This is a genomic window from Dysgonomonas sp. (assembly GCF_035323175.1).
In the GTDB taxonomy this organism is placed as follows: domain Bacteria; phylum Bacteroidota; class Bacteroidia; order Bacteroidales; family Dysgonomonadaceae; genus Dysgonomonas.
In genome coordinates this window covers 109,163-131,764 of sequence record NZ_DAOKYH010000005.1, presented here as the reverse complement: position 1 = coordinate 131,764, position 22,602 = coordinate 109,163, and the positions used below count along the sequence as shown (strand labels likewise).

At 37.5% G+C, this 22,602-nt stretch carries 21 protein-coding genes; 11 read left to right on the top strand and 10 right to left on the bottom strand.

What is annotated here, in order from left to right:
• Positions 1-14: 14 nt before the first annotated feature.
• The gene (gene mnmL / locus PKC55_RS08615) at positions 15-938 is read left to right on the top strand and encodes a tRNA modification radical SAM protein MnmL/YtqA (protein ID WP_291126142.1); all 924 of its coding nucleotides are present in this window, start codon (positions 15-17) and stop codon (positions 936-938) included.
• Here the strand turns inward: mnmL and PKC55_RS08610 are convergent, their stop codons facing one another.
• Positions 939-4,781 carry a hypothetical protein gene (locus PKC55_RS08610; protein WP_324372670.1) on the bottom strand — a complete coding sequence of 1,281 codons (3,843 nt, stop codon included), beginning with the start codon at positions 4,779-4,781 and terminating at the stop codon, positions 939-941.
• 263 nt (positions 4,782-5,044) lie between these two features.
• On the bottom strand, positions 5,045-6,238 hold the full coding sequence (gene coaBC, locus PKC55_RS08605) for a bifunctional phosphopantothenoylcysteine decarboxylase/phosphopantothenate--cysteine ligase CoaBC (RefSeq protein ID WP_291126147.1): 1,194 nt from the start codon (positions 6,236-6,238) through the stop codon (positions 5,045-5,047).
• 239 nt (positions 6,239-6,477) lie between these two features.
• Between coaBC and PKC55_RS08600 the strand changes: the two genes are divergently transcribed.
• From PKC55_RS08600 to thrC, 10 genes are all read left to right on the top strand, one after another.
• The gene (locus PKC55_RS08600) at positions 6,478-7,839 is read left to right on the top strand and encodes an MFS transporter (RefSeq protein WP_283685547.1); all 1,362 of its coding nucleotides are present in this window, start codon (positions 6,478-6,480) and stop codon (positions 7,837-7,839) included.
• A gap of 74 nt (positions 7,840-7,913) precedes the next feature.
• The gene (locus PKC55_RS08595; protein ID WP_291126149.1) at positions 7,914-9,677 is read left to right on the top strand and encodes a peptide MFS transporter; all 1,764 of its coding nucleotides are present in this window, start codon (positions 7,914-7,916) and stop codon (positions 9,675-9,677) included.
• 6 nt (positions 9,678-9,683) lie between these two features.
• A complete protein-coding gene (locus PKC55_RS08590) occupies positions 9,684-10,196 on the top strand; it encodes a DNA-deoxyinosine glycosylase (RefSeq protein WP_291126151.1) in 513 nt (170 codons plus the stop codon).
• A gap of 52 nt (positions 10,197-10,248) precedes the next feature.
• Positions 10,249-11,706: an RNA polymerase factor sigma-54 gene (gene rpoN, locus PKC55_RS08585; protein ID WP_324372665.1), complete on the top strand. Its 1,458-nt coding sequence runs from the start codon at positions 10,249-10,251 to the stop codon at positions 11,704-11,706.
• Complete coding sequence (locus PKC55_RS08580) at positions 11,703-12,434, top strand: hypothetical protein (protein ID WP_324372663.1); 732 nt, start codon at positions 11,703-11,705, stop codon at positions 12,432-12,434. The genes rpoN and PKC55_RS08580 overlap by 4 nt, the downstream gene beginning before the upstream one ends.
• Before the next feature lie 25 nt (positions 12,435-12,459).
• Entirely contained in the window at positions 12,460-12,840 is a 381-nt protein-coding gene (gene gcvH / locus PKC55_RS08575) for a glycine cleavage system protein GcvH (protein ID WP_135105369.1), read from the top strand.
• Between the two features lie 6 nt (positions 12,841-12,846).
• The gene (gene purE, locus PKC55_RS08570) at positions 12,847-13,353 is read left to right on the top strand and encodes a 5-(carboxyamino)imidazole ribonucleotide mutase (protein ID WP_006841632.1); all 507 of its coding nucleotides are present in this window, start codon (positions 12,847-12,849) and stop codon (positions 13,351-13,353) included.
• 166 nt (positions 13,354-13,519) lie between these two features.
• Positions 13,520-14,125 (top strand): SIS domain-containing protein, encoded by a 606-nt coding sequence (locus PKC55_RS08565; protein WP_006841631.1) that lies wholly within the window; start codon positions 13,520-13,522, stop codon positions 14,123-14,125.
• 142 nt (positions 14,126-14,267) lie between these two features.
• Positions 14,268-14,804 (top strand): DUF4251 domain-containing protein, encoded by a 537-nt coding sequence (locus PKC55_RS08560; protein ID WP_283685552.1) that lies wholly within the window; start codon positions 14,268-14,270, stop codon positions 14,802-14,804.
• A 195-nt stretch (positions 14,805-14,999) separates the two neighbouring features.
• Positions 15,000-16,298: a threonine synthase gene (gene thrC, locus PKC55_RS08555; RefSeq protein ID WP_324372659.1), complete on the top strand. Its 1,299-nt coding sequence runs from the start codon at positions 15,000-15,002 to the stop codon at positions 16,296-16,298.
• A gap of 55 nt (positions 16,299-16,353) precedes the next feature.
• Here thrC and PKC55_RS08550 read toward each other — a convergent pair whose 3' ends face one another.
• The 8 genes from PKC55_RS08550 to PKC55_RS08515 all read right to left on the bottom strand — a co-directional run bounded on the left by PKC55_RS08550 (position 16,354) and on the right by PKC55_RS08515 (position 22,442).
• Positions 16,354-17,007 carry a porin family protein gene (locus PKC55_RS08550; RefSeq protein ID WP_283685554.1) on the bottom strand — a complete coding sequence of 218 codons (654 nt, stop codon included), beginning with the start codon at positions 17,005-17,007 and terminating at the stop codon, positions 16,354-16,356.
• A gap of 128 nt (positions 17,008-17,135) precedes the next feature.
• Positions 17,136-17,903, bottom strand: coding sequence for an acetylglutamate kinase (gene argB, locus PKC55_RS08545; protein WP_283685555.1), 768 nt, complete (start codon positions 17,901-17,903; stop codon positions 17,136-17,138).
• Positions 17,904-18,129: 226 nt separating this feature from the next.
• On the bottom strand, positions 18,130-18,399 hold the full coding sequence (gene rpsO, locus PKC55_RS08540) for a 30S ribosomal protein S15 (protein WP_006841625.1): 270 nt from the start codon (positions 18,397-18,399) through the stop codon (positions 18,130-18,132).
• A gap of 311 nt (positions 18,400-18,710) precedes the next feature.
• Entirely contained in the window at positions 18,711-19,253 is a 543-nt protein-coding gene (locus tag PKC55_RS08535) for a DUF6705 family protein (protein WP_283685556.1), read from the bottom strand.
• Between the two features lie 46 nt (positions 19,254-19,299).
• Positions 19,300-19,752 (bottom strand): hypothetical protein, encoded by a 453-nt coding sequence (locus PKC55_RS08530; protein ID WP_324372655.1) that lies wholly within the window; start codon positions 19,750-19,752, stop codon positions 19,300-19,302.
• Between the two features lie 62 nt (positions 19,753-19,814).
• Positions 19,815-20,357 (bottom strand): DUF6705 family protein, encoded by a 543-nt coding sequence (locus PKC55_RS08525; protein ID WP_324372653.1) that lies wholly within the window; start codon positions 20,355-20,357, stop codon positions 19,815-19,817.
• A 46-nt stretch (positions 20,358-20,403) separates the two neighbouring features.
• Positions 20,404-20,856, bottom strand: a complete 453-nt coding sequence (locus tag PKC55_RS08520; protein ID WP_283685557.1) for a hypothetical protein — start codon at positions 20,854-20,856, stop codon at positions 20,404-20,406.
• Positions 20,857-20,858: 2 nt separating this feature from the next.
• Positions 20,859-22,442: a hypothetical protein gene (locus PKC55_RS08515; RefSeq protein WP_283685558.1), complete on the bottom strand. Its 1,584-nt coding sequence runs from the start codon at positions 22,440-22,442 to the stop codon at positions 20,859-20,861.
• Positions 22,443-22,602 lie beyond the last annotated feature (160 nt).

Here is a 22,602-nt window from a genome sequence, read left to right as displayed (position 1 = left end):
AATAAAAAAGACGAATGGAAAATAAATTCTATAAAGAATTTGGAGAGCTTCTTACAAAACACTTCCCATATAAGGTTCAGAAAATATCGATAAATGCGGGATTTACTTGTCCAAACAGAGATGGGTCGAAAGCCGTAGGAGGATGTACATATTGCAACAACCAAAGCTTTAGTCCGGGGTATGGAGGAAAGCAACGCAGTGTTAGCGACCAACTCAGAGATGGCATTGCTTTCTTCTCTTACAAGTATCCTGAAATGAAATACCTCGCATACTTTCAGTCATACACGAATACCTATGATAGTATCGAGAAGTTGATTGAGCTGTATGAAGAAGCATTATCATATCCCAATGTTGTGGGATTGATTATCGGCACACGCCCCGACTGCATGCCGGACGAGTTACTCGATTATTTCGCTGAGCTAAATAAAAGAACTTTCCTCATCATAGAATACGGCTTGGAATCAACGCTTGATTCCACTCTTGAATTTATCAATCGTGGACACACGCATCAGGAAAGTGAAGAGGCCATACTTAAAACAGCAGCCAAAGGAATATATGCAGGAGCACATCTTATTCTCGGGCTGCCTCATGAAAGCCGTGAGCAGGTACTGGCTCATGCTGACGTAGTAGCCAAGCTTCCACTGACAACGATAAAGCTTCACCAGCTACAACTGATAAAAGGGACAGTAATGGCAAGGCAATATCGGGAGCATCCCGAATGGTTCAATCTGTTCGAGGTAGACGATTACATCGACCTATGTATCGACTTTGCCGAGAAACTTAATCCTGACTTTATCATAGAGCGTTTTATTTCTCAATCGCCGAAACAACTACTGATAGCACCTGATTGGGGATTGAAAAACTTCGAATTCACTGCCAAAGTATTGAAAAAGTTTGAGGAAAGAAAAACGTGGCAAGGACGGTTGTATAATAAATAATTACTTTTTATCTTCTTTCTCTTTACTCTCCTTTTTCCCGGTAAAGAAATTCTTGACCTTTGAGAAAAACTGAGTTACTTTTTTCGCCATGTTTTGCTTTTGTTGCGAAACACCTACCGACTCGGCAAGAGCAGGCTGCAATATCTGCCAAAAGTAATTGAATGTGGAGTGATAAGGGTCACGATCGAGCGTTACATCAGCCACACGAGGCTTTGACCGCTTGTTATTCGGATTATTAGACCGTACAAGAATATTGGCAATCCTTGACAAAAGCTTATTTTGCTCTTCAATTTCTATATCTTTGAATATGGTTAATTTAAAATCATTATACCGAAACAGCATATTGGCTCTGGCATCTATACTGGAAGCCTCTGTCCTGAAATAGAAATCCTGCAATATACCACTCTGCAACTCAACTTTTGCTAAAGGGAGAAATACACCATTCAATCTCGTCATATCAAACTGCTTCATATTTGCTTCTAATACAAAACAATCATAATCAGCACTTACGGGAATATCCCAGCGGGCGGTAAAAGGACCTCCCATAAATTTACCATCTACATCTAAACGGATAAATTGCTCGGGGTAAGAAGCTATATTTGTCAAGCCGCTTATTTTACCATTCATATTGTCAAAGTGAATCTTACCAGACATATTGCCGTTTCTTGGCAGCTCTTCATACAGCACAGAGAAATTATTAACATTTGCCGAATCGATATCTAGCTGAACAGGCAGTTGCTGTATTTTTTCATAGATCAGCGGCATAATATTATGCTCTATCTTTATTTGCTGATTCTTAAGGTTCAATAGAACGACATCATCCATCTTCAAGTGCTTAGCCTTTATCTTATTATCGGCAGTCAGCACTGAATAATCGAGCCCTGAAAGCTGAAACTTACCCATTGTAAAATCAAACCAGTCTTTATGCTTCGGATGTTTGTATGCAAATTCAAATTTGGGATAAGTAGATTTCATCTTCACATCCGACACTTCTGCTATCTGCCCTTTCTTATCTATATTGATATTACCAAAACTAAGAGTATAGAATCCATCCATGATTGGAAAAGAAAGGTCTTTGGTATTAAAACGAATATCAGCTAGGTCAAATTTCCTCTTTTGTGTACCTAAATTCAGACCACGAAGAAAGAGGCTAGTCTCGTTTAGCTTTTGTGTTTCTTCTTTGTTGTCTGTTTTAGAATTAGAGTAATTGATATTTGCATCCCTAAGATTGAACTCTCCCACTGACAGATTATGAAGATAGGGTTCAATAAAAGAATAAATATCCTTTCGTGAAGAGACAGTTTGCGAATCTATATCCTGCTTTTCTATAGAGTGCTTGCGTATATCCAAAGTCGGTTTATAAAAATTGATCACAGCCAAACCCAATGAAGAACCATCTTCCTTCATGATCCAGCTAAGGCCTGAAAAATCAAACTGTGCAATTTTGAAATCAAGCGTATCGGAAGGTCGATTCAGATTAACTCCTGCATTCGAAACGACAAGCTTACCTATATTGATGTTTCTACCGAGGAATTCAAGATCTATTTTACGACTTGCCCCTTTGTCTAATTTTTCTTTTTTGCTATTATTCGCATAATATACCTGTGGAGACTGCAACATTAACTCTGCGATATTCAAGTTATGATGAATATTCCATTTCAAAGAATCTAATTTAAACGCAGTCAATTCAGCTCTCAAACTATCTTCTTCTTTACCGATATAAGTAAAATTGGGGTCAGTTATAGACAAATTATCGACAGAAAGCTTCGTTAAAAAAGAAGACTTTTCCGGAGACAGGGCTTTCTTCTTATTATCACCTCCATCTATTTTTGTTTTCATGACCTTTATCTGAGGAGCTTCTACAAAAAAGTCTTTAAGAGCGATTGTTTTATCTTTGAAGTAGTCAATATTGTCAAATCCTGTAATCTGTATCAGGGGCGAAGCAATATCATAAACGACAGAAGCCTGTTCCCAAGATTTGGCTTGCGGAGTTAGCTTTATATCCTTCAACACCATTTCCCCCGTGCTGGTAGATACATCAGCAGCAGCTATCTGCAATTGATATTTCTTCCCGAATAGGAGATTATCAAAATCCCTAAAGGAAAGACTTATATCATCACTTCTGAATAAATAGGGTGAAGTCACCCGAGTCTCTTTACTGATAAGAAATTTGGATGCATGGAAATTCAAATCTTTCAGACGAAAGGTTTCATCGTCTTCCTTATTATGATATATCAGATTTGCATTCTTCAGATTTATTCTTTTTACAGATAAGAAATCGGAATACGGTGTAAAAAAATCAAGGACATTCTCGGGTGAGACCTTCTTTTTATCTTTCGATTTTCCATTATTTTTTTCCGTTAATTTAAAATATTCAATATTAGGCGATTCAATATTAAGAAGCTCAGCAGAAACTCCTGCGGTATATTCGAGTCCATCAACACTTATAGACTTTACATCTCCGAACAAATAATCCTTCTTAGTATTGGTAGATAAAGGTTTGATTTTTATATCTGATATTTCAAATTTTTCAGTATTTGTATCTAAATACAAGCGTTTTACATTTAACTCAGAATTATTGCTTCTTTGTGTTCCATTAATATTATCTGCTATCATCGTGAAGTTATCCACATACCAGAATTTCCACAATTTTTCGGAAAGAGAATCTACAAGAAAATCATTGGCATGAAAATCAAACTTTCCCAGCGTATAAACATCCGTAATGTTATTTTGAGTATGTACATAATTAAATTTGGTTTCTTCTACACTTATTTTGTCTATAGATGTCCGATAAAGAATAGGAGACAGTATTGTATATAAAGACCAAGGCTCATCTTGCAAATTCTTCTCTTCCACAGGGATAGAGTCGTCCGATGCTCCTTGTACGCTATGATACTGTATGTCTGTAGACCTGATATCGAAAGTACGGGCATGAAGGTGATTTAATCCTTTTCTCCTTTCAAATCCAATCCCCTTCACCTTCACCTCATCCACTGTAGCTTTTAGATAATCTCCCGTTTTCTCAAGCCGACGTGCCCAAAATTCATCTTTAGGGTGAATATCCACACCGTCAATTTGAATAATGGAATCGATCGTACTGAGTTGAATATTCTTCGTATTAAGAATGATTTCGTCACTATACAAAAGGGATTGCGGAGTACTTGCCGAGAACTCAAAATTATCGCACAACAGAAGCTTTCCCGATTCTGAAGAATTTTCATCCAACAAGAAATTAAATGCAAAAAAGTTAGCTTCCTTCAATCCGTAGACAACAGGTGATACAGAATCGACCACAGTATATGAAACATTCATATTGGTGAGGTTGATCCTACTTACTGCAAGTCGATTTATATAAGGAGATACAATTTGATATAGTGTTTGCGACTTTCTATTTTTATGCTGCTCATCGAGAGTATCTGTTGAATATGTAGGTTCAAAAACTTTTATATCCGGCGAATTTACCTCAAAGAGATTAAACTTCAACTTTTTATAATCTCGGCGCCAAGTCAGGTTAACACCTTTGAAGTGAATTTCTTCAACATTAATTTTATAATATACTTTGGGAAGGCTATCTCCCTGTTGCCATTGATCAAATACAAGAGAGTCGGGAACAAGTTGTAGACCGTATATAGAAAGCTCTCCCGAAAGAAACCCTACAGAGAGCTTCTCGAAGGAAAAGCGATAAAAACCATTTGTTGCATTCGATACTGCTTCCGCCAATGTTTTATTCAACTTGTCTTTAAGGCGATAAGTCATATACCAGTTCACAGAAAGGCCAAGCACAACAAGCAGAGCAAGTGCAAAGAGTGAAATTTTTAATATTTTGTGTCTACTTTTAGCCATCTCACACAAGTTGCAAATAAGAAAGTGACAATATCCGTATAAATGTATTCATTTTATATCAACATTTCTTGTCTCCAAGATATTAATTATGAAACACATATAAATATAGATTGTTCCTAAAAAGTGACAAAAGTGACACTTTTAAATACGTTTTCGCATTGTCACTTTCTACTTAAAAAATTAAAAACAAAGGCTTTACATACTCTGTAAAGCCTTCTTATATTAGATAATTATATATCAAAAAAATAATGTGCGGGATAAGTTTATTGCATAGTGTTATCAATAATATCAGAGGCAACCTCGTATTTAGATTTTAGCCCGAAATCTTTTCGCTCTCCATTTTTCTTCAAAATAGCAACTTTATTCGTATCATACTTAAATCCGGCCCCTGCGTCATTAAGCGAATTAAGGACAATATAGTCAAGATTTTTCTTTGCCATTTTTTTAAGAGCGTTTGTCTCTTCGTCGTTTGTCTCCAAGGCAAAGCCTATAAGCAATTGGTTTGCCTTCTTCATCTTGCCAAGCGATGCAGCAATATCTTTGTTAGGAACAAGAGAGATCGTCAATAAATCTTCTCCTCTCTTTACTTTTTGAGAATACTGTTCCGATGGACGAAAATCAGCCACGGCAGCGCAAAGAATAGCGGCATCCATTGCCGGAAATTCTTTTACGGACGCATTATACATTTCCTCTGCCGACTCCACGTCAATTCTTTTTATATTGGGGTGATTTACTTTTAGTGAAACAGGGCCTGCAACCAAAACGACTTCTGCACCACGACGTGCACATTCTTCAGCCAAGGCAAAACCCATTTTACCCGATGAATAGTTCCCGATAAAACGTACAGGGTCTATTTTTTCATAAGTCGGTCCGGCCGTTATCAGTATTTTTTTTTTTGAAAGAGTTTCTTGCTGATTGAAAAAGTCCTCAACAGCAGATAGTATTTTCTCAGGTTCTTCCATCCGTCCCTTGCCTATCAAATGGCTTGCTAACTCTCCGGCAGCAGGCTCAATAATAATATTGCCATAAGATCGAAGAATCTCCAAATTGCGAGTAGTTGCAGGATGGGCAAACATGTCCAAGTCCATAGCGGGCGCTATCATTACGGGTGCTTTCATCGACATATAAGTGGTGATAAGCATATTATCGGCAACCCCATTTGCCATCTTGCCAAGTGTAGAAGCAGTAGCCGGAGCAATAAGCATCAGATCGGCCCATTGTCCCAAATCGACATGACTATGCCATGTACCATCATTTGCCGTGAAAAACTCGCTAACGACAGGTTTACCTGTCAACGCGGATAATGTAACAGGGGTGATAAATTCTTTTCCTGCAGGTGTTATAACTATTTGCACTTCGGCTCCTGCTTTTATAAGCAAACGAGCAAGCGAAGCAGCCTTATATGCTGCAATGCTACCGGTTATACCCAATACAATATGTTTATCCTTTAAGGTCATATCCTTAGTTTTATTTTTAGAAACAAAGATACATTTTTTGGATAATAAGTAGCCCATTACGAAAGATAAGTTACACCCTCCCTCCTTTTCGCACCTTGTGTAAGTACTAAAAGACTGACTTGCTAACTAGTTTTAACCTATGTTTTTTAGCAGATTGCCACTTTATTATAATTCTTTTCGATACTTTTGCACAAAAAAAATCAAAAACCGAATATTTATTACTCAAAAATCAATTAATTATGACCGAAATACTAAGGCAAAAATTGAGTGACTCCAAAGCAGCCCGATGGACCGTATTGGGAGTTGTTGCCCTCACTATGTTTTGTGGCTATTTCATTACTGACGTTATGGCTCCATTGAAACCAATGCTTGAAAGCCAGCTAGGATGGGATAGTTCTGACTACGGATTTTTCACCAGTGCATACGGATGGTTCAATGTATTTTTGCTTATGCTTATTTTCGGAGGTATTATTCTCGATAAAATGGGAGTGCGTTTTACCGGTCTGGGAGCATGCATACTAATGGTTGTTGGCTGTGCCCTGAAATACTACGCAGTAGCTTATGGAAAAACTTTCGAGGGTTCTATCTTCGGGATTAGCTCCCAGGTTATGGTGGCAAGTATTGGATTTGCAATATTTGGCATGGGAGTCGAAATCGCCGGTATTACTGTCACTAAAATAATTGTAAGATGGTTTAAAGGCTATGAAATGGCTCTGGCAATGGGTCTGCAAGTATCGGTTGCACGTATAGGAACAACCTTGGCTTTATCGGGAGCTATACCTATTGCTAAATATTTCAATAGTATTTCTGCACCTATCTTATTCGGACTTGTTTTACTTTGTATCGGATTAATCGCATTTCTCGTATTCAGCGTAATGGACAGAAAGCTCGATGCTTCAATTGCTCAGACAAGCGAAAGCCAGGAAGATCCTTTCAAAGCATCAGATATTCTGTATATTGTAAAAAACAGAGGCTTCTGGTTAATAGCATTATTATGTGTACTCTTCTACTCGGCAGTATTTCCATTCCTGAAGTATGCTGTTGACCTTATGATAAACAAGTACAACGTGGAGCCTGAATTTGCAGGAAACATTCCGGCAATACTTCCACTTGGAGCAATATTCTTAACTCCGTTCTTTGGAGGTGTATATGACAAAAAAGGAAAAGGCGCATCTATAATGATGATAGGCGCTATTTTGCTTATCGTTGTCCATTTCTTATTTGCTATTCCATTCCTTAATGTATGGTGGTTTGCAACAGCCTTGATGGTATTGTTAGGTATTGCATTTTCACTTGTGCCTTCAGCTATGTGGCCATCTGTACCTAAAATAATTCCTGAAAATAAATTGGGTACAGCTTATGCGTTGATTTTCTGGGTACAAAACTGGGGATTAATGGGTGTTCCTTACCTGATCGGAAAAGTATTAGAAAAGTATTGTGTTACAGGACAGCGACCTGATGGAAGTTTCACATACGACTATACCCTACCCATGATAATATTCACCTCCTTTGGGATATTGGCACTTATAGTCGCCATATTACTCAAACGAGAGGATAAGGCAAAGGGCTACGGGCTTGAATTACCAAACATAAAGAAATAAAGAATTAGACCCGGATAAACAAAAATCCGGGTCTATTCATTTTAATAATAATCATTTTTAATTTTAGACTATCCATGAATTCTGAGACAGAATTAGCCGCTTCAGCCAAAGGGCATCCTAAAGGTATCTATCTCATATTTGCGACCGAAATGTGGGAACGCTTCAGCTATTACGGCATGCGGGCATTATTTTCTCTATATATGCTCAACGCATTATTGTTCGACAAAGCATATAGCGGGCAGATATACGGAAGCTACACAGGGCTTGTTTATCTCACCCCCCTCATTGGAGGCTATATCGCCGACCGTTATTGGGGCAACAGACGCTCTATAATCGTAGGGGCTTCGCTGATGGCTATCGGACAATTTTTATTGTTTCTATCGGGCAGTTTCCTCGAGAGTATAGACATAGCCACCATGTTAATGTTCTCGGGATTGGGATTCCTCATCTTAGGCAACGGCTTTTTTAAACCAAATATGTCTTCGATGGTTGGCCAACTATACGAGCCGGGAGATAGTCGCAAAGATTCGGCATATACGATATTCTATATGGGAGTAAATGTAGGCTCGTTCTTTGCACCATTAGTTTGCGGTTTCTTCGGTGATACGGGACATCCGTCCGACTTCAAATGGGGTTTTCTTGCAGGATGTATAGGCATGCTTTTAGGTATCGTAGTTTTCATCTTTTTCAAGAATAAATATCTGGTAACTCCATCAGGAGAGGCCATCGGGGTGATCCCAAACAACAAAGACCTACTGAAGACAAAAGTAAAAGAATCCGACTTCTCTGAAACAAAAAACAAAAAAGGGAATGCGAGACAGATAATAATCTGGGGGATGGTGTGGATTTTATTATTCTTCCTGCTTTATTCTGTTCTCGAAACAGATATTATCGGAGCTATCATTTTCTCTATAGCTGTCGCAGCACCCGGATATATTATTTCAGACTCTTCACTTACAAAAATAGAGCAGTCACGTATCTGGGTAATATATATCATCGCATTTTTCGTAATTTTCTTCTGGGCTGCCTTCGAACAGGCCGGAGCATCTCTTACCTATTTTGCCGAAGAACAGACCGAAAGACATATTCAACTATTCAACTGGACTGTTCCTACATCCTACTTTCAGGCAATAAATGCTCTTTCCATCATTGTTTTTGCCCCTGTGTTCGTGTTTTTATGGACAAAGCTGGGCAAACGAGGAAAAGAGCCGGCATCGCCTATTAAACAGGCTATCGGCTTATTTCTATTAGCATTAGGATATTTGATTATCGCTTTTGGAGTAAAAGGGCTCGCTCCGGGAGTAAAAGTAAGTATGCTATGGCTTATCAGCCTCTATGTTATACATACCTTCGGAGAGTTATGCTTATCGCCTATAGGATTATCAATGGTAAACAAGCTGGCTCCACTCCGATTTGCTTCGCTGCTTATGGCTGTTTGGTATTTGAGTACGGCTGCAGCAAATAAGTTTGCAGGGACATTAAGCAGTTATTATCCTGAGCCAATTATCGAGCTTTCGTTGGTACAATCGGTAGAAAAAGAAAATTCATTAACTTTATTACCTGAAGATTTTAAGGAGTTGGTAACTCAAAAAGACGGGACAGCGGTTATTCCATTCGATCGAATAACATTTTCTAAAATAGAAAATGAGAATCTGAAGACTGAAGTACAGCAGAGTTTGGAAAAGCAACAATTGGAAAATCCAAAAACATTCATAGGCTATCAGATATCAAATCTTTACGACTTCTTCATGTTATTCGTATTCATGGCAGGAGCAGCGTCGGTCATTCTTTTCTTCCTCTCCAGAAGATTACTGAAAATGATGCATGGCATAAAATAATGAGATATGAGAAAAATTGCATTTGACCCTATCGTAAATAAAGATTGCAAGGTATTGATTCTTGGAACAATGCCGAGCGAGGAATCTTTACGCAAACAAGAAAGATACGGGCACAAAAGCAATCAGTTTTGGAGAATAATTTTCACCCTCTTCGGGGAAGAGTTACCGGATAGCTACAAAGAAAAAAGCGATTTCCTGATAAAGAAGAATATAGCAATATGGGATGTCCTCGAATCGTGCGAAGGAAAGGGAAGCTTAGACAGCAGCATCAAAAATGAAAAGCCTAACAATTTCAAGAAATTTTTCAAAGAATATCCTCAGATCGAATACGTATTTTTCACCAGTAAAAAAGCGGAAGAATTTTATAAAAAATATGTAGGTTTCGATACAAAAAAGAAATTTATCACCCTGCCCTCTCCCAGTTCGGCGAATGCAAGAATGACTTTGGATCAGAAAATAGAAAAATGGAAAATATTGGCAGAGATTGTGAATTCTTACTATATAGAAAACTATCGATAATGTAATATTGTTTTTATTATTATCTTTGTTTTAATAGAATTCAGTAGTATTTATGGCTCTAAAACAACAATTACAGCTCAAACAACAGCAGAAGCTTTCGCCTATGCAGATGCAGGTTATAAAACTAACCGAATTGCCTGTACTTGAATTGGAAGAACGAATAAAACAGGAGCTCGAAGAAAATCCTGCGTTGGAAGAAGGGCTCGAACCCAACGACAACTCCGAATATGAAGATGAATATGGTTCGGAGGACGATACAAATATCTCGCAGGAAGACCTCACGCTAGGCGACTACATGAACGAAGACGAAATACCTGATTACCAACTCCGCGACAACAACAGGCAAGGAGTAGGAAAACAAGAAGAAATTCCGTTTTCAGTAGCAGCATCTCTACATGAATACCTTATCGAACAACTCGGCGAATGTGAATTGAGTGATGAAAACCAAAAGGTAGCAGAATATATAATCGGCAACATTGACGAAAGCGGCTATCTCGACCGCTCTTTATCGGCAATCTCGGATGACCTCATTTTTCAGCAAAATATAGATATCCCCGTTTCAAGGCTTGAGGAGATACTTAAAGTTATTCAAGACTTTGAACCTGCGGGAATTGCTGCACGCAATCTACAAGAATGCTTGCTGCTACAGCTCGGTAGAAAAGACAAATCAGAGATTGTAGATTATGCAATAAATATCATAACCAACCTTTTCGATGAATTTACCAAAAGGCATTATGATAAAATCATCAGACAACTGAATATAGACGAAGAGATACTCAAAGAAGTGATTCAGGAAATCACAACTCTGAACCCCAAGCCGGGAAATAATTGGGGCGATTCGTTATCTATTACTCTCAGCACGATTGTACCCGATTTTACGATAGACTCGTATGGAGGTGAACTTTTTCTGAGTTTGAATAACCGAAATATACCCGATCTGAGAGTCAGCCGCGAATACTCTGAACTTTTTAAAGGTTTTTCGGACAACAAAGAAAGTATGTCTCTCGACAGTAAGAATACAGTATTATTTGTAAAGCAAAAGCTAGACTCAGCCCGTTGGTTTATCGATGCCATCAAACAGCGGCAAGATACTCTACAACGGACTATGCAAGCAATAATGGATATGCAATATGACTTCTTCCTTACGGGAGACGAATCGCAGCTGAAACCCATGATACTAAAAGATGTTGCGCAGCGAACCGGCTATGACATATCTACAATCTCTCGGGTTAGTAACAGCAAGTACGTGCAAACAAGCTTTGGAATATACCCGTTGAAGTATTTCTTTTCGGAGTCTATGCAAACCGACACAGGAGAGGAAATCTCTTCCCGTGAGGTAAAAGCAATTCTAAAGGAATGTATCGAAAATGAGGATAAAAAGAAACCTTTGACAGACGATAAGCTATCAGAAATATTAAACGAACGAGGATACATCATAGCACGCCGTACTGTAGCAAAATATAGGGAACAGATGAATCTGCCTGTCGCCCGACTAAGAAAAGAAATATGAAAGAAGAAAAGGAGTACACGTTAGTTGAAGAAAATAACCATATAGAGCAGAGAGCATCTATTATATACAGTCCACCACAAGAGAAAGAGCCTATTCTACCACAAATAATTTCGTTTGTGCTGAATCCTGTTTTCATGGTTATATACAGTGTGGCTATTATCTTTTTATCTACTGATTTTACATTCCTTTTTGCCAATCAGTTTATAAGATTCATGACTCCTGTAATCTTTTTCTCGTGCATTATTCCGGTTTCGGGTATTTACTTCCTGCGATTGACACATGTTATCAAGGATTATCATCTGGACAACAGGAGCGAGTGGATTTTACCTCTCAGTGTATTCTTCCTCTCTTATGTCCTTTTGTTCTATTATTTCTTCTCTGCCAAATTGTATATCTGGTTCCTTGCCGTTATCCTGACTCCTTTAATATTGCTGGTTATATATGCTATTATTTCACGATTTTGGAAGATAAGCGCGTATATGATAGCCATAGGGGGAATGATTGGTTGCATCTTGTCAGTTTGCTACAATATAAAAGGACTCAACCTACCTGTTTTATTCATGATTTTGTTTATCTTAGCAGGGTGTTTAGGGGTATCGCGTCTGATGCTCAACAGAAGTACTCCGGCACAGGTATATGTGGGTTTTCTGATCGGATCGGTTGTTTCCTATCTGTGGGTATATATCGGCACATACTGGAGTTTGATTTTGTTTCTGAGAAACTTATAATATATAAACTAAAAATAAAAGAATTATGAACTTTCCTGAGAATTTGAAGTATTCCAAAGACCACGAATGGATAAAAGTAGAAGGCGACACTGCCCTTGTAGGTATCACCGAATTTGCTCAGAGTGAGTTGGGCGAAATCGTATATGTTGATGTAACCAGCGAAGGTGAAACTATAGAACAAAACGGTGTATTCGGAAGTGTAGAAGCTGTGAAAACAGTCTCTGACCTTTTGATGCCTGTATCCGGAGAAGTTTTGGAGGTAAATGCTGAATTGGAAGAAAAACCCGAACTAATAAATGAAGATCCATACGGAAAAGGATGGATTATTAAAATAGCGGTAAGCGATGCTTCTGAATTAGATACATTGCTTTCTGCTTCTGATTACAAAAACTTAATTGGTAAATAATAAAAAATGAAACCTGTTATAAGTATAATTATGGGAAGTACATCAGACCTTCCCGTAATGGAAAAAGCAGCAAAGTTTTTTGACGAGATGGAAGTTCCATTCGAAATCAACGCTTTGTCTGCACACCGTACTCCCGAACGTGTAGAAGCTTTCGCTAAGGGAGCAAAAGAGAGAGGGATAAAAGTAATTATCGCTGCTGCCGGTATGGCTGCCCATTTACCCGGGGTGATTGCATCTATGACACCGATTCCCGTAATCGGAGTTCCTATCGATGCTTCGCTAGATGGTATGGATGCGTTGCTGGCTATCGTACAAATGCCTCCGGGAATACCGGTTGCTACTGTAGGTATAAATGGTTCATTAAATGCGGGAATTCTTGCATTGCAGATGATTGCCACAGGCGACGAAGCCTTGTACAATAAGCTGGTTGCTTACAAAGAAAATCTGAAAGGAAAAATTGAAAAGGCAAACGAAGACTTGTCAAAAATTCAGTTTAAATTCAAGACAAACTAAGATACCCTTTCTTGGATTCTTTCCGGTAAGTAAAAACATAGAGAAGAAAGCATGGATATTATCCATGCTTTCTTATTTTAAATTGTAAAATTGGGCTTATAATCAGCCTGAGCACTTATTGTAAAAAGTCGGGATAATATTGTATCTTTGGCAAAAAAAAATTTAAATGGATACAAACGAAATACGCTCTATTTTAGAACATGAGTCTTCTGCGATATTGAATATTCCTATCAGCGATGCATATAGTAGAGCCATAGACCTTATTGTAGAACAAGTTAATCAGAAAAAAGGCAAGCTTGTGACAAGCGGTATGGGCAAAGCCGGACAGATAGCGCAGAATATTGCCACGACATTCAGTTCGACCGGAACACCGGCTGTATTTCTACATCCAAGCGAGGCTCAACATGGAGATTTAGGTATCCTACAAGAAAATGATATTGTATTAGCTATCTCCAACTCGGGGAAGACAAGAGAAATAATTGAGCTTATTACATTGGCAAAAGATCTGATTCCGGGCATAAAATTTATTGTCATAACCAGTGATTCGGAAAGCCTGCTTGCTCAGAAGGCAGACGTATTTATTCACACAGGACGCCCTGAGGAGGTCTGCACCCTAGGTTTAACGCCAACTACCTCAACGACAGTAATGACCGTTATAGGAGATATCCTTGTAGTGGGAACCATGAAAAGAATAGGGTTTACGAAGGTTGACTATGCAAAACGTCATCATGGCGGGTATTTAGGTCAGAAGTCGAGAGAAGACTGCAAATAAAAATCGACAGGAATAAACAGATCATTCTATATTAATAACTTAGGCAATAATCTTAAATTAATATAGATTGGGAGTGATTATTTCAAAAAGACAAAACTTAATTTTATTCTATAGCGTTATATAATTATTATAAAGAAATGCTATGAGAAAAATTGTATTTATCTTAGTTACAAGCATGTTGTTTTTCACAGGGTGTAAAACACAGCAGGATCCTGCACAAAAGGCAGCAGCAGACAGTGAAAGAGCTTATTGGGGGGAAAAAGCAATCCAGGCTTTAAATGAGAGGAAGTTTGTATTAGAGGCAGACAGAATTGACTTTAAACATGGAAATTTTGCCTATGTAACACCTAATACCAATTTCATATCCATGAATGGAGACAAAGCAACTATCCAAATGGCATTCAACTCACCGTATGCAGGTCCAAACGGAATAGGTGGAATTACTGTAGATGGAAGGGTTTCGAGCGTAAAGATGGAAACCGATAAGAAAGGAGTTGTTACATTCAGCATGATGGTGCAGGGCATAGGAGTGTCAGCGAATGTCTTCATCAGAATATATAAAGGAGACAATAAATGTGATGCGGTAGTAACCCCTAATTTCAACAGTAATAGAATAAGTTTCCGCGGAAGCCTTTATCACGAAGAAGATTCGAATGTATTTAAGGGACGTGCGTTATAAGACAGGTTCGAGCTATTCTATACTAACCCTTTTAAGAAAATAGATAAAGAAAGAATAAGAAGAAGCAGTGATTAGCCACAGCTTTTTTTATCAATACAAATTAACCTATTTATAGTCCTTTTACAAATAAAAAAATCTTTTAATTGATTCTTTCCTTTCATTTTATTACTTTCGCCTTTCATTAACCTGATGAATATGAAATATTATAGTACAAATAAACTTGCTCCTGATGTCAGTTTACAGGAAGCGGTAGTAAAAGGTTTGGCCCCCGATAAAGGGCTCTATATGCCTGAAAAAATAAAGATATTGCCACAATCTTTTTACGATAATATTGGCAATATGAGCTTTCAGGAAATAGCGTATACCGTAGCCGATGCGTTTTTTGGCGAAGATATAGAGTCCGAAACGTTGAAAGAAATAGTATATGACACGCTAAGCTTCGATACGCCAGTTGTACATGTAAATGATAATATATACAGCCTCGAGCTATTTCATGGCCCTACCCTCGCTTTCAAAGATGTAGGAGGTCGATTTATGGCTCGCCTGCTAGGATATTTTATCAAAAAACAAGGTCAAAAGGATGTAAAAGTCCTTGTTGCCACATCGGGAGATACGGGTAGTGCGGTTGCAAACGGATTTTTAGGCGTTGACGGAATACATGTATATGTACTGTATCCCAAAGGAAAAGTAAGTGCGATACAAGAATGTCAGTTTACCACACTGGGACAAAACATAACAGCCATTGAGATAGATGGCACTTTCGATGACTGTCAGGCTCTGGTTAAAACAGCTTTTTTAGACGATGAACTAAATAAAAAGCTAAATCTCACGTCTGCTAATTCGATCAATGTCGCTCGCTTCCTTCCGCAAGCGTTTTATTACTTTAATGCTTACGCTCAGCTGAAGAAGCAAGAAAAGGCCGAGGATATCGTTTTTTGCGTCCCTAGCGGCAATTTTGGCAATATTACGGCAGGACTTATAGCCAAACGCATGGGATTGCCTGTAAGGCGATTTATTGCAGCAAATAACAGTAATGATATTTTCTATGAATATCTACAAACAGGAAAATACAATCCTCGCCCATCTGTACAGACTATAGCAAATGCAATGGATGTAGGTGATCCCAGTAACTTTGTACGTGTACTTGATCTTTACGAACATTCTTGGAACAAGATAAAAAAAGAAATTACCGGAGAATGGTATGATGATGATACAATCAGGAAAGTGGTGAAAGATACATACGAAAAAACAGGCTATCTACTTGATCCCCATGGGGCATGTGGATATTCAGCACTAGAGGACTCACTTGCAGCAGACGAAACGGGCGTTTTTTTAGAAACGGCTCATCCTGCAAAATTTCTGGAAACGGTAGAAGCCATTATCGAGAAATCGGTTGCCATACCGGAAAAATTGCAAGCCTTTATGAAAGGTGAAAAGAAAAGCATCAGTATGGGAAAAACATTTGAAGAGTTTAAAGAATATCTATTGAAATAAAAAGAATAAGCCCGATTTTATCGGGCTTATTTGTGTATATAATGGGTATAGTTTATTAAAACTTGTATCCAAGAGAAATACCCACATTCATATTTTTCACTGATACGCTGCTAGCATCCAATTTACCCAAATCTTCAAGATCAATCATTCCAAAATCAGCAATATTTACTAAGCCGAAATCACAATTAACTCCCGCATTAAACTTACCAAACTCAGCACCAACGCCAAAACCTAATCCGAAATCAAATCTTTTCATCTTTAGACCTGCCGCTTCTGCTTCATCACCAAAAACCCCTACACCATCTTCTACTCCTTTCACTTTCCATTTACCATCTGCAGCATAAGCTATATATGGTCCTGCATGAAAAACAATACGCGTGCCGTTTGCTACAGTTAGTCTATATCCCGCATGAACAGGCAATTGTAGATAAGACAAGTTCATTTTTAGATTAGTATCCTCATTTACTTTTGCACCTTTTGATGTAAACTCCAAGCCGGTAAGTAAATAAAGATCGTTAGTTAAAGCGAAGTCCAATGTTACCCCGGCATTAAATCCAATCTTTGCTTTTGTATCTTGAAAGTCTCCGCTAAAGTTAGAAATATTCATTCCGGCCTTTACTCCAAAAGTCAAAGGTTTGTCTTGAGCATTTACTCCGATAGTAAGCAAAATTGCAGCCACAATCAAGGTCGTTCTAACGATCATTTTCATAAGTTAATTAATTAAGTTTGTAAATTGAATAAGATCAAAACAAATATACTTTTTTTTACTATATTCTACTAGAGTAATCAAATAAAAGTCCCTTTAGTTTTGGTTTTAGAATGAATACAGCTGATGCATTAGCAAATTCGTGTACCCGTATTTTCTCCAAATTCGGATGCACTTGTAATAATCACTTCTTTCACTCCTTTTTCTATCGCCTGAAAGGCATTTTCTAATTTGGGGATCATTCCTCCTTGTACAATTCCATCTTTAACCAATTGCTCAAACGTAGCTTTATTTATGTCACGAATCACACTCTCATCATCATTTTCATTCATGAGTACACCCTTCTTTTCGAAGCAATAAATAAGGGTTACATCAAACTTAAGAGCTAAAGCCTTCGCTGTTTCTCCGGCTATAGTATCAGCATTGGTATTTAGTATATTTCCTTCTTTATCGTGAGTCAGCGGGGCAAGAATAGGCACTATTCCTTGTTGGATAAGCGAAGACAATGTTTCAGCATTTACCTCTTTCACATCACCGACAAAGCCATAATCAACCTCTTTCACCGGTCGTTTTTCCGATCGTATGATGTTCATATCAGCACCGGTAAGGCCTAAGGCATTTACTCCTAGAGCTTGCAGCCCGGCAACAATATTTTTATTTACAAGGCCTCCGTATACCATTGTTACAATCTCTAATGTATCTCGATCAGTTACACGCCTTCCATTTACCATGCGGCTCTCTATACCTAGTTTCTCTGCTAGTTTGGTAGCAGAACGCCCTCCCCCATGCACAAGTACTTTGTAACCTTCTATCAGAGAAAAATCTTTCAATAACTGACGTAAAGATTGTTCTTCTTCTACAATCTTACCTCCAACTTTTATAATCGTAAGCTTATCCATTTCAATTAAATAATTTATGCTGTTCGAACTTTATTCCCCAAAAGGTGGCAAAAGTGACACTTTTTGTCCCTTATTTTAGGTGTTACTTTTTATACCGATTACAGAACGTATTACAATATTAGATATTTTTTCATCAAAATAATAGAGAAAATTCGTCCAGAGCACACAAAAATAAAAAGAGATTGAATCGGATGAAACAATCTCTTTAAAATTTCGCTGGAAAGAATTACTTTCTGATACCTAGTTCTTTGATTATCGCACGATATCTTTCAATATCATTTGCAGTAAGATAATCAAGTAAACGACGACGTTTACCTACAAGGCGTTTAAGTGATCTTTCTGTGTTATAGTCCTTCTTATTTGACTTCAAGTGTTCAGTCAAATGCGAAATACGGTATGAAAACAATGCTATCTGAGCCTCTGGTGAGCCAGTATCAGTGTTAGACTTTCCGTACTTTGCGAAGAGTTCTTGCTTTTTAGCTGAATCTAAATACATAGTAATTATTTAATTGTTTATAAACGAGGTGCAAAGATATGATTTATTTTTTGACAGACAAAGAATTAGCAAACCTTTTTTAAGACTAAAAATACTATATTATTCTAAATAAGCCTTATCCCATACTCTGTTTCCATACGGAAAAATATATATAAGGTATATCAACATCCATACCGTAGTCTGTTTGAGGATTATAGTTTATAGCCCGCTTATAAATCAAGGTATTATTTTAGATATTAATGGTATCATGCAATGTAAAAGGTTTGAAATTGCGAATAGGTCGTTCTCTTATTTCTTTATAAATCAAACTCTTATTTTTCAGGAAATTCAAAATGTGGCATAGCCTGTTCTCCAATTTGGCTTTTGGTTAGTGGCTTCCTGATAAAGATCAATTCTTTAGGTATGTCAAAATTATCCTTCGTGGAGTTCAATCCTGAAATCTTCCTTAACATATACCAATGTGCCGTTTTCCCATCAGTGCTTACATCAAAATAGGTCTTCCCATGAATTACTTTATTATCATCGGTTTCGTTATAACGAACTTCAAATTTCAGACCCTCGTCTTTATGAAATACTTGTAATTGGATAGATTCCAAGCTATTTATATCTGTGGTTTTTATTACCTTATTATTTTCAAGATACTTTATTGAACCAAAAATTGATTCCAAAGTTATTTTCATATCCTTTTCATAAATTGTCCCTTTTACAAATGCTATTTCATACGATTTATTACCGGATGTAGCGACCCATGTACCTTCCAATATTTTAAAATCATTACTTAATCTAGAAACTTTCTGGCTGAAACTGGAGAAAGAAATTATGAAAGTGATTAGAAATATTATTTGCTTTTTCATAATTATGGAGATATAGACAGAGCCGAAGCCCTGCCGCACTTATCTATTAATATTTCACCTCACCCACAATCATGTTCTTAAAGAAATCATAATATTCCTGAACCCAGACATCAGTATCTTTATACTTTCTGATTAATCTAGTTACTTCAGTACTATCCATTAAATCAGGCCAATATATATATATATCCTGGGTTTTACGCCCCGGATTTTGAAGAATATCCAGCAGAGTAGTATTACTAACGTATATACGAATACCTGCATATTTATTTACTCGTGTGGAAGACTTAGATATAAACATTTTTGGCGTTAATTGCAAATCCTTCAGTACATCCGCCACGGTCTTTCCTTTATAGCAATCGGCTCGCGTCTTAAAATTATAACGCAGAAATGCCGTGGTATCGTTACTAAATGCAGATAATGCTTTATAAGGTAGGTCGCTTTGTGATTTGCTTGCAATACTTGCTGTAACTAATAAAATTAAAATAGTCAGCTTTTTCATAATCTATCTGTAAATTAAGAATAGAATTTACCTCTACTCTTATTTCTTTATAAAGAAAATTATTATTTTTCAGGAAATTCGAAATGCGGGATAACCTGATCATTACTCTGGCTTTTGGTTACTGGCTTCTTTGTAAAAACCAACTCTTTAGGGATATCAAAATTATCCTTAGTGGACTCCAATATTGGATTCTTTCTTAACATATACCAATGTGCCGTTTTCCCATCAGCGCTTATATCAAAATACACTTTTCCATAAATTACTGCATTATTGTCTTTTTCACTATAACTAATTTCAAATTTTCGATCATCATCCCTAGAGAATACGGCTAAAGCAATAGACTTCAAATCATTTATATCTGTGGTTTTTATTACCTTATTATTTTCAAGATACTTTATTGAACCAAAAATTGATTCCAAAGTTATTTTCATATCCTTTTCATAAATTGTCCCTTTTACAAATGCTATTTCATACGATTTATTACCGGATGTAGCGACCCATGTACCTTCCAATATTTTAAAATCATTACTTAATCTAGAAACTTTCTGGCTGAAACTGGAGAAAGAAATTATGAAAGTGATTAGAAATATTATTTGCTTTTTCATAATTATGGAGATATAGACAGAGCCGAAGCCCTGCCGCACTTATCTATTAATATTTCACCTCACCCACAATCATGTTCTTAAAGAAATCATAGTATTGCTGAATCCATGCTCCTCCATTATCATAGGTTCTGCGCAATTTTGTTTTTTCAGTATCATCCATTAAATCAGGCCAATATATATATATGCTCTGGGTTTTACGCCCTGGATACTGAAGAATATCTAACATAGTGGTATTACTAACATATATACAAATACCTGCATATTTATTTACTCGTGTGGAAGGCTCAGATATAAACATCTTTGGCGTTAGCTGCAAATCTTTCAGTACATCTGCCACCTTTTTTCCTTTATAACAATCGGCTCGCGTCTTAAAATTATAACGCAGAAATGCCGTAGTATCGTTGGCAAACTGATTAAACGCCTTATAAGGCTGGGTACACTGCGCGTCTGCATACAATGTAGCCGTTAATAACAGTATAAATAATAAAATCTTTTTCATAATTATGGACATATTTTAGGAGTGTACTTTGTATTCTTTCCGGTACCTTGCGTATCGGTTTTCTGTTCCTTAAATTCACCTATGGCACCTTGGCGGGATGATATTTTCAGTCCTGTATTGTATTGGTCAAGAATATGGGACAAAGCGTATGATTGCGCGTCATTTTGGGAATAACCTTTATCTTCCATATACTCTTTTGCCACTTTATACGCTTTTGCCCATTCTGACTCATTTTTAAACTCATCTCCATTTTTACCCCCTCGCTCATAGAAGTCATTGTTTGTAAATCCATTATAAAACCTCTCTAGTGCGGAAGGGTCGTTTACATAAATCATATATTCCTTACCATCAGCAGCAAAGGTCACTGTTCCCTTATAGCTGCCTCCCTGCTCTCTCGCACTCTTATAAAATCCGACAGTGGCAATGACATCCCCGCAGGATGGCGCGGCATTCAGGCCTGTATAATGGGTATGAGCTGTAAACACGGTATACCGAGAAGCCCCTATACCGGTATTATTCGTTCCCGGCGTACCCTGCCATACCTTTCCTCCGGTAATACTGTAAGTCCCAAATCCGGGGTCGTAACTGATACCTACCCCATATTCGGTCGCACTGTTAGTCTTGGCGTTTATACGCAACGATTCTATTTGCGATTTAACCGCTATATTACCTAAGGCACCCTGTGCTTTTTGTGAGTTTTGAGAAGCTTTATCGGTACAGTCTGTACGTTTTTCGGGGTTTTTACCACTAGTGCTCGTGCCTGTTCCCGAAGAGCCTCCTCCACCTGTATTTATAGGACCTACACTGGGGTTTCCAATGTCTACAGGCCCAAGACCTCCACCTCCCATATCATCTTCAACTGTCTCATTGTCTATGGGTTTTCTGCCACAAACAATCTCCACTTCATAACCACCATCCGAAGTCGCTCTTACATATGTATAGCATGTAGAAGATTTTGTTTTCTGTCCAGAAAAATCACGTCCTTGTAATATACTTTCTACTATTCTTCCATTACGGTATATCCATCCATTTACAAAATCCCCATCAGCATTAAAATATAATACCGTTCCATCGAGGTCATATAAACCCTGCAAATATCTACATTCATCAAAATCCCCTCTCTTTTTCATATAATTCAATTCAGGAATAACGACCATATTAAATATATAGTTTTCTCCTGTTACATGATTACGCATAACTACTAGCCGTAATACATTCCTGACAGCACTTATATCATCTTTGTCTATTACAGATTCCATTGTTTCCTCTGTCATAAAGTAGATTGTTTTACGCCCCTTACCATCAAAAGAAAATTCAACCACCGACCATGTACTGTCACTGAATAATAACCCTGAATCCCACTCCGGAGATAGTATTATTTCTTCTCCATTCTCTCTTTGACTTTTAAGCCGAGCCGTATTTCCAATATATTGCTCATACAAGCCTTTTGCTTCAACTACAGTCAGGGGTTCTACAGTTTTCGGCTCATCACCGTACACTTCATGATCGGAGCTACAGGCAGACATAATTATAAACAATAGGAGATACAGGGTTATCCATCGTAGAGAAGTTTGTTTGTGTTTCATAAGCAAGTTCTTTAACGTTTTATACTAACGAAGATATAAAGAATAAATATGTAAAAGATAGTTAAATCTCGTCATATGACTTTTTAGCACAGTTCTATTTTGCTATTCTATTAATTTAAAGACCATTAAAAAAAATAAGATAAGAATAAAATATGACTTT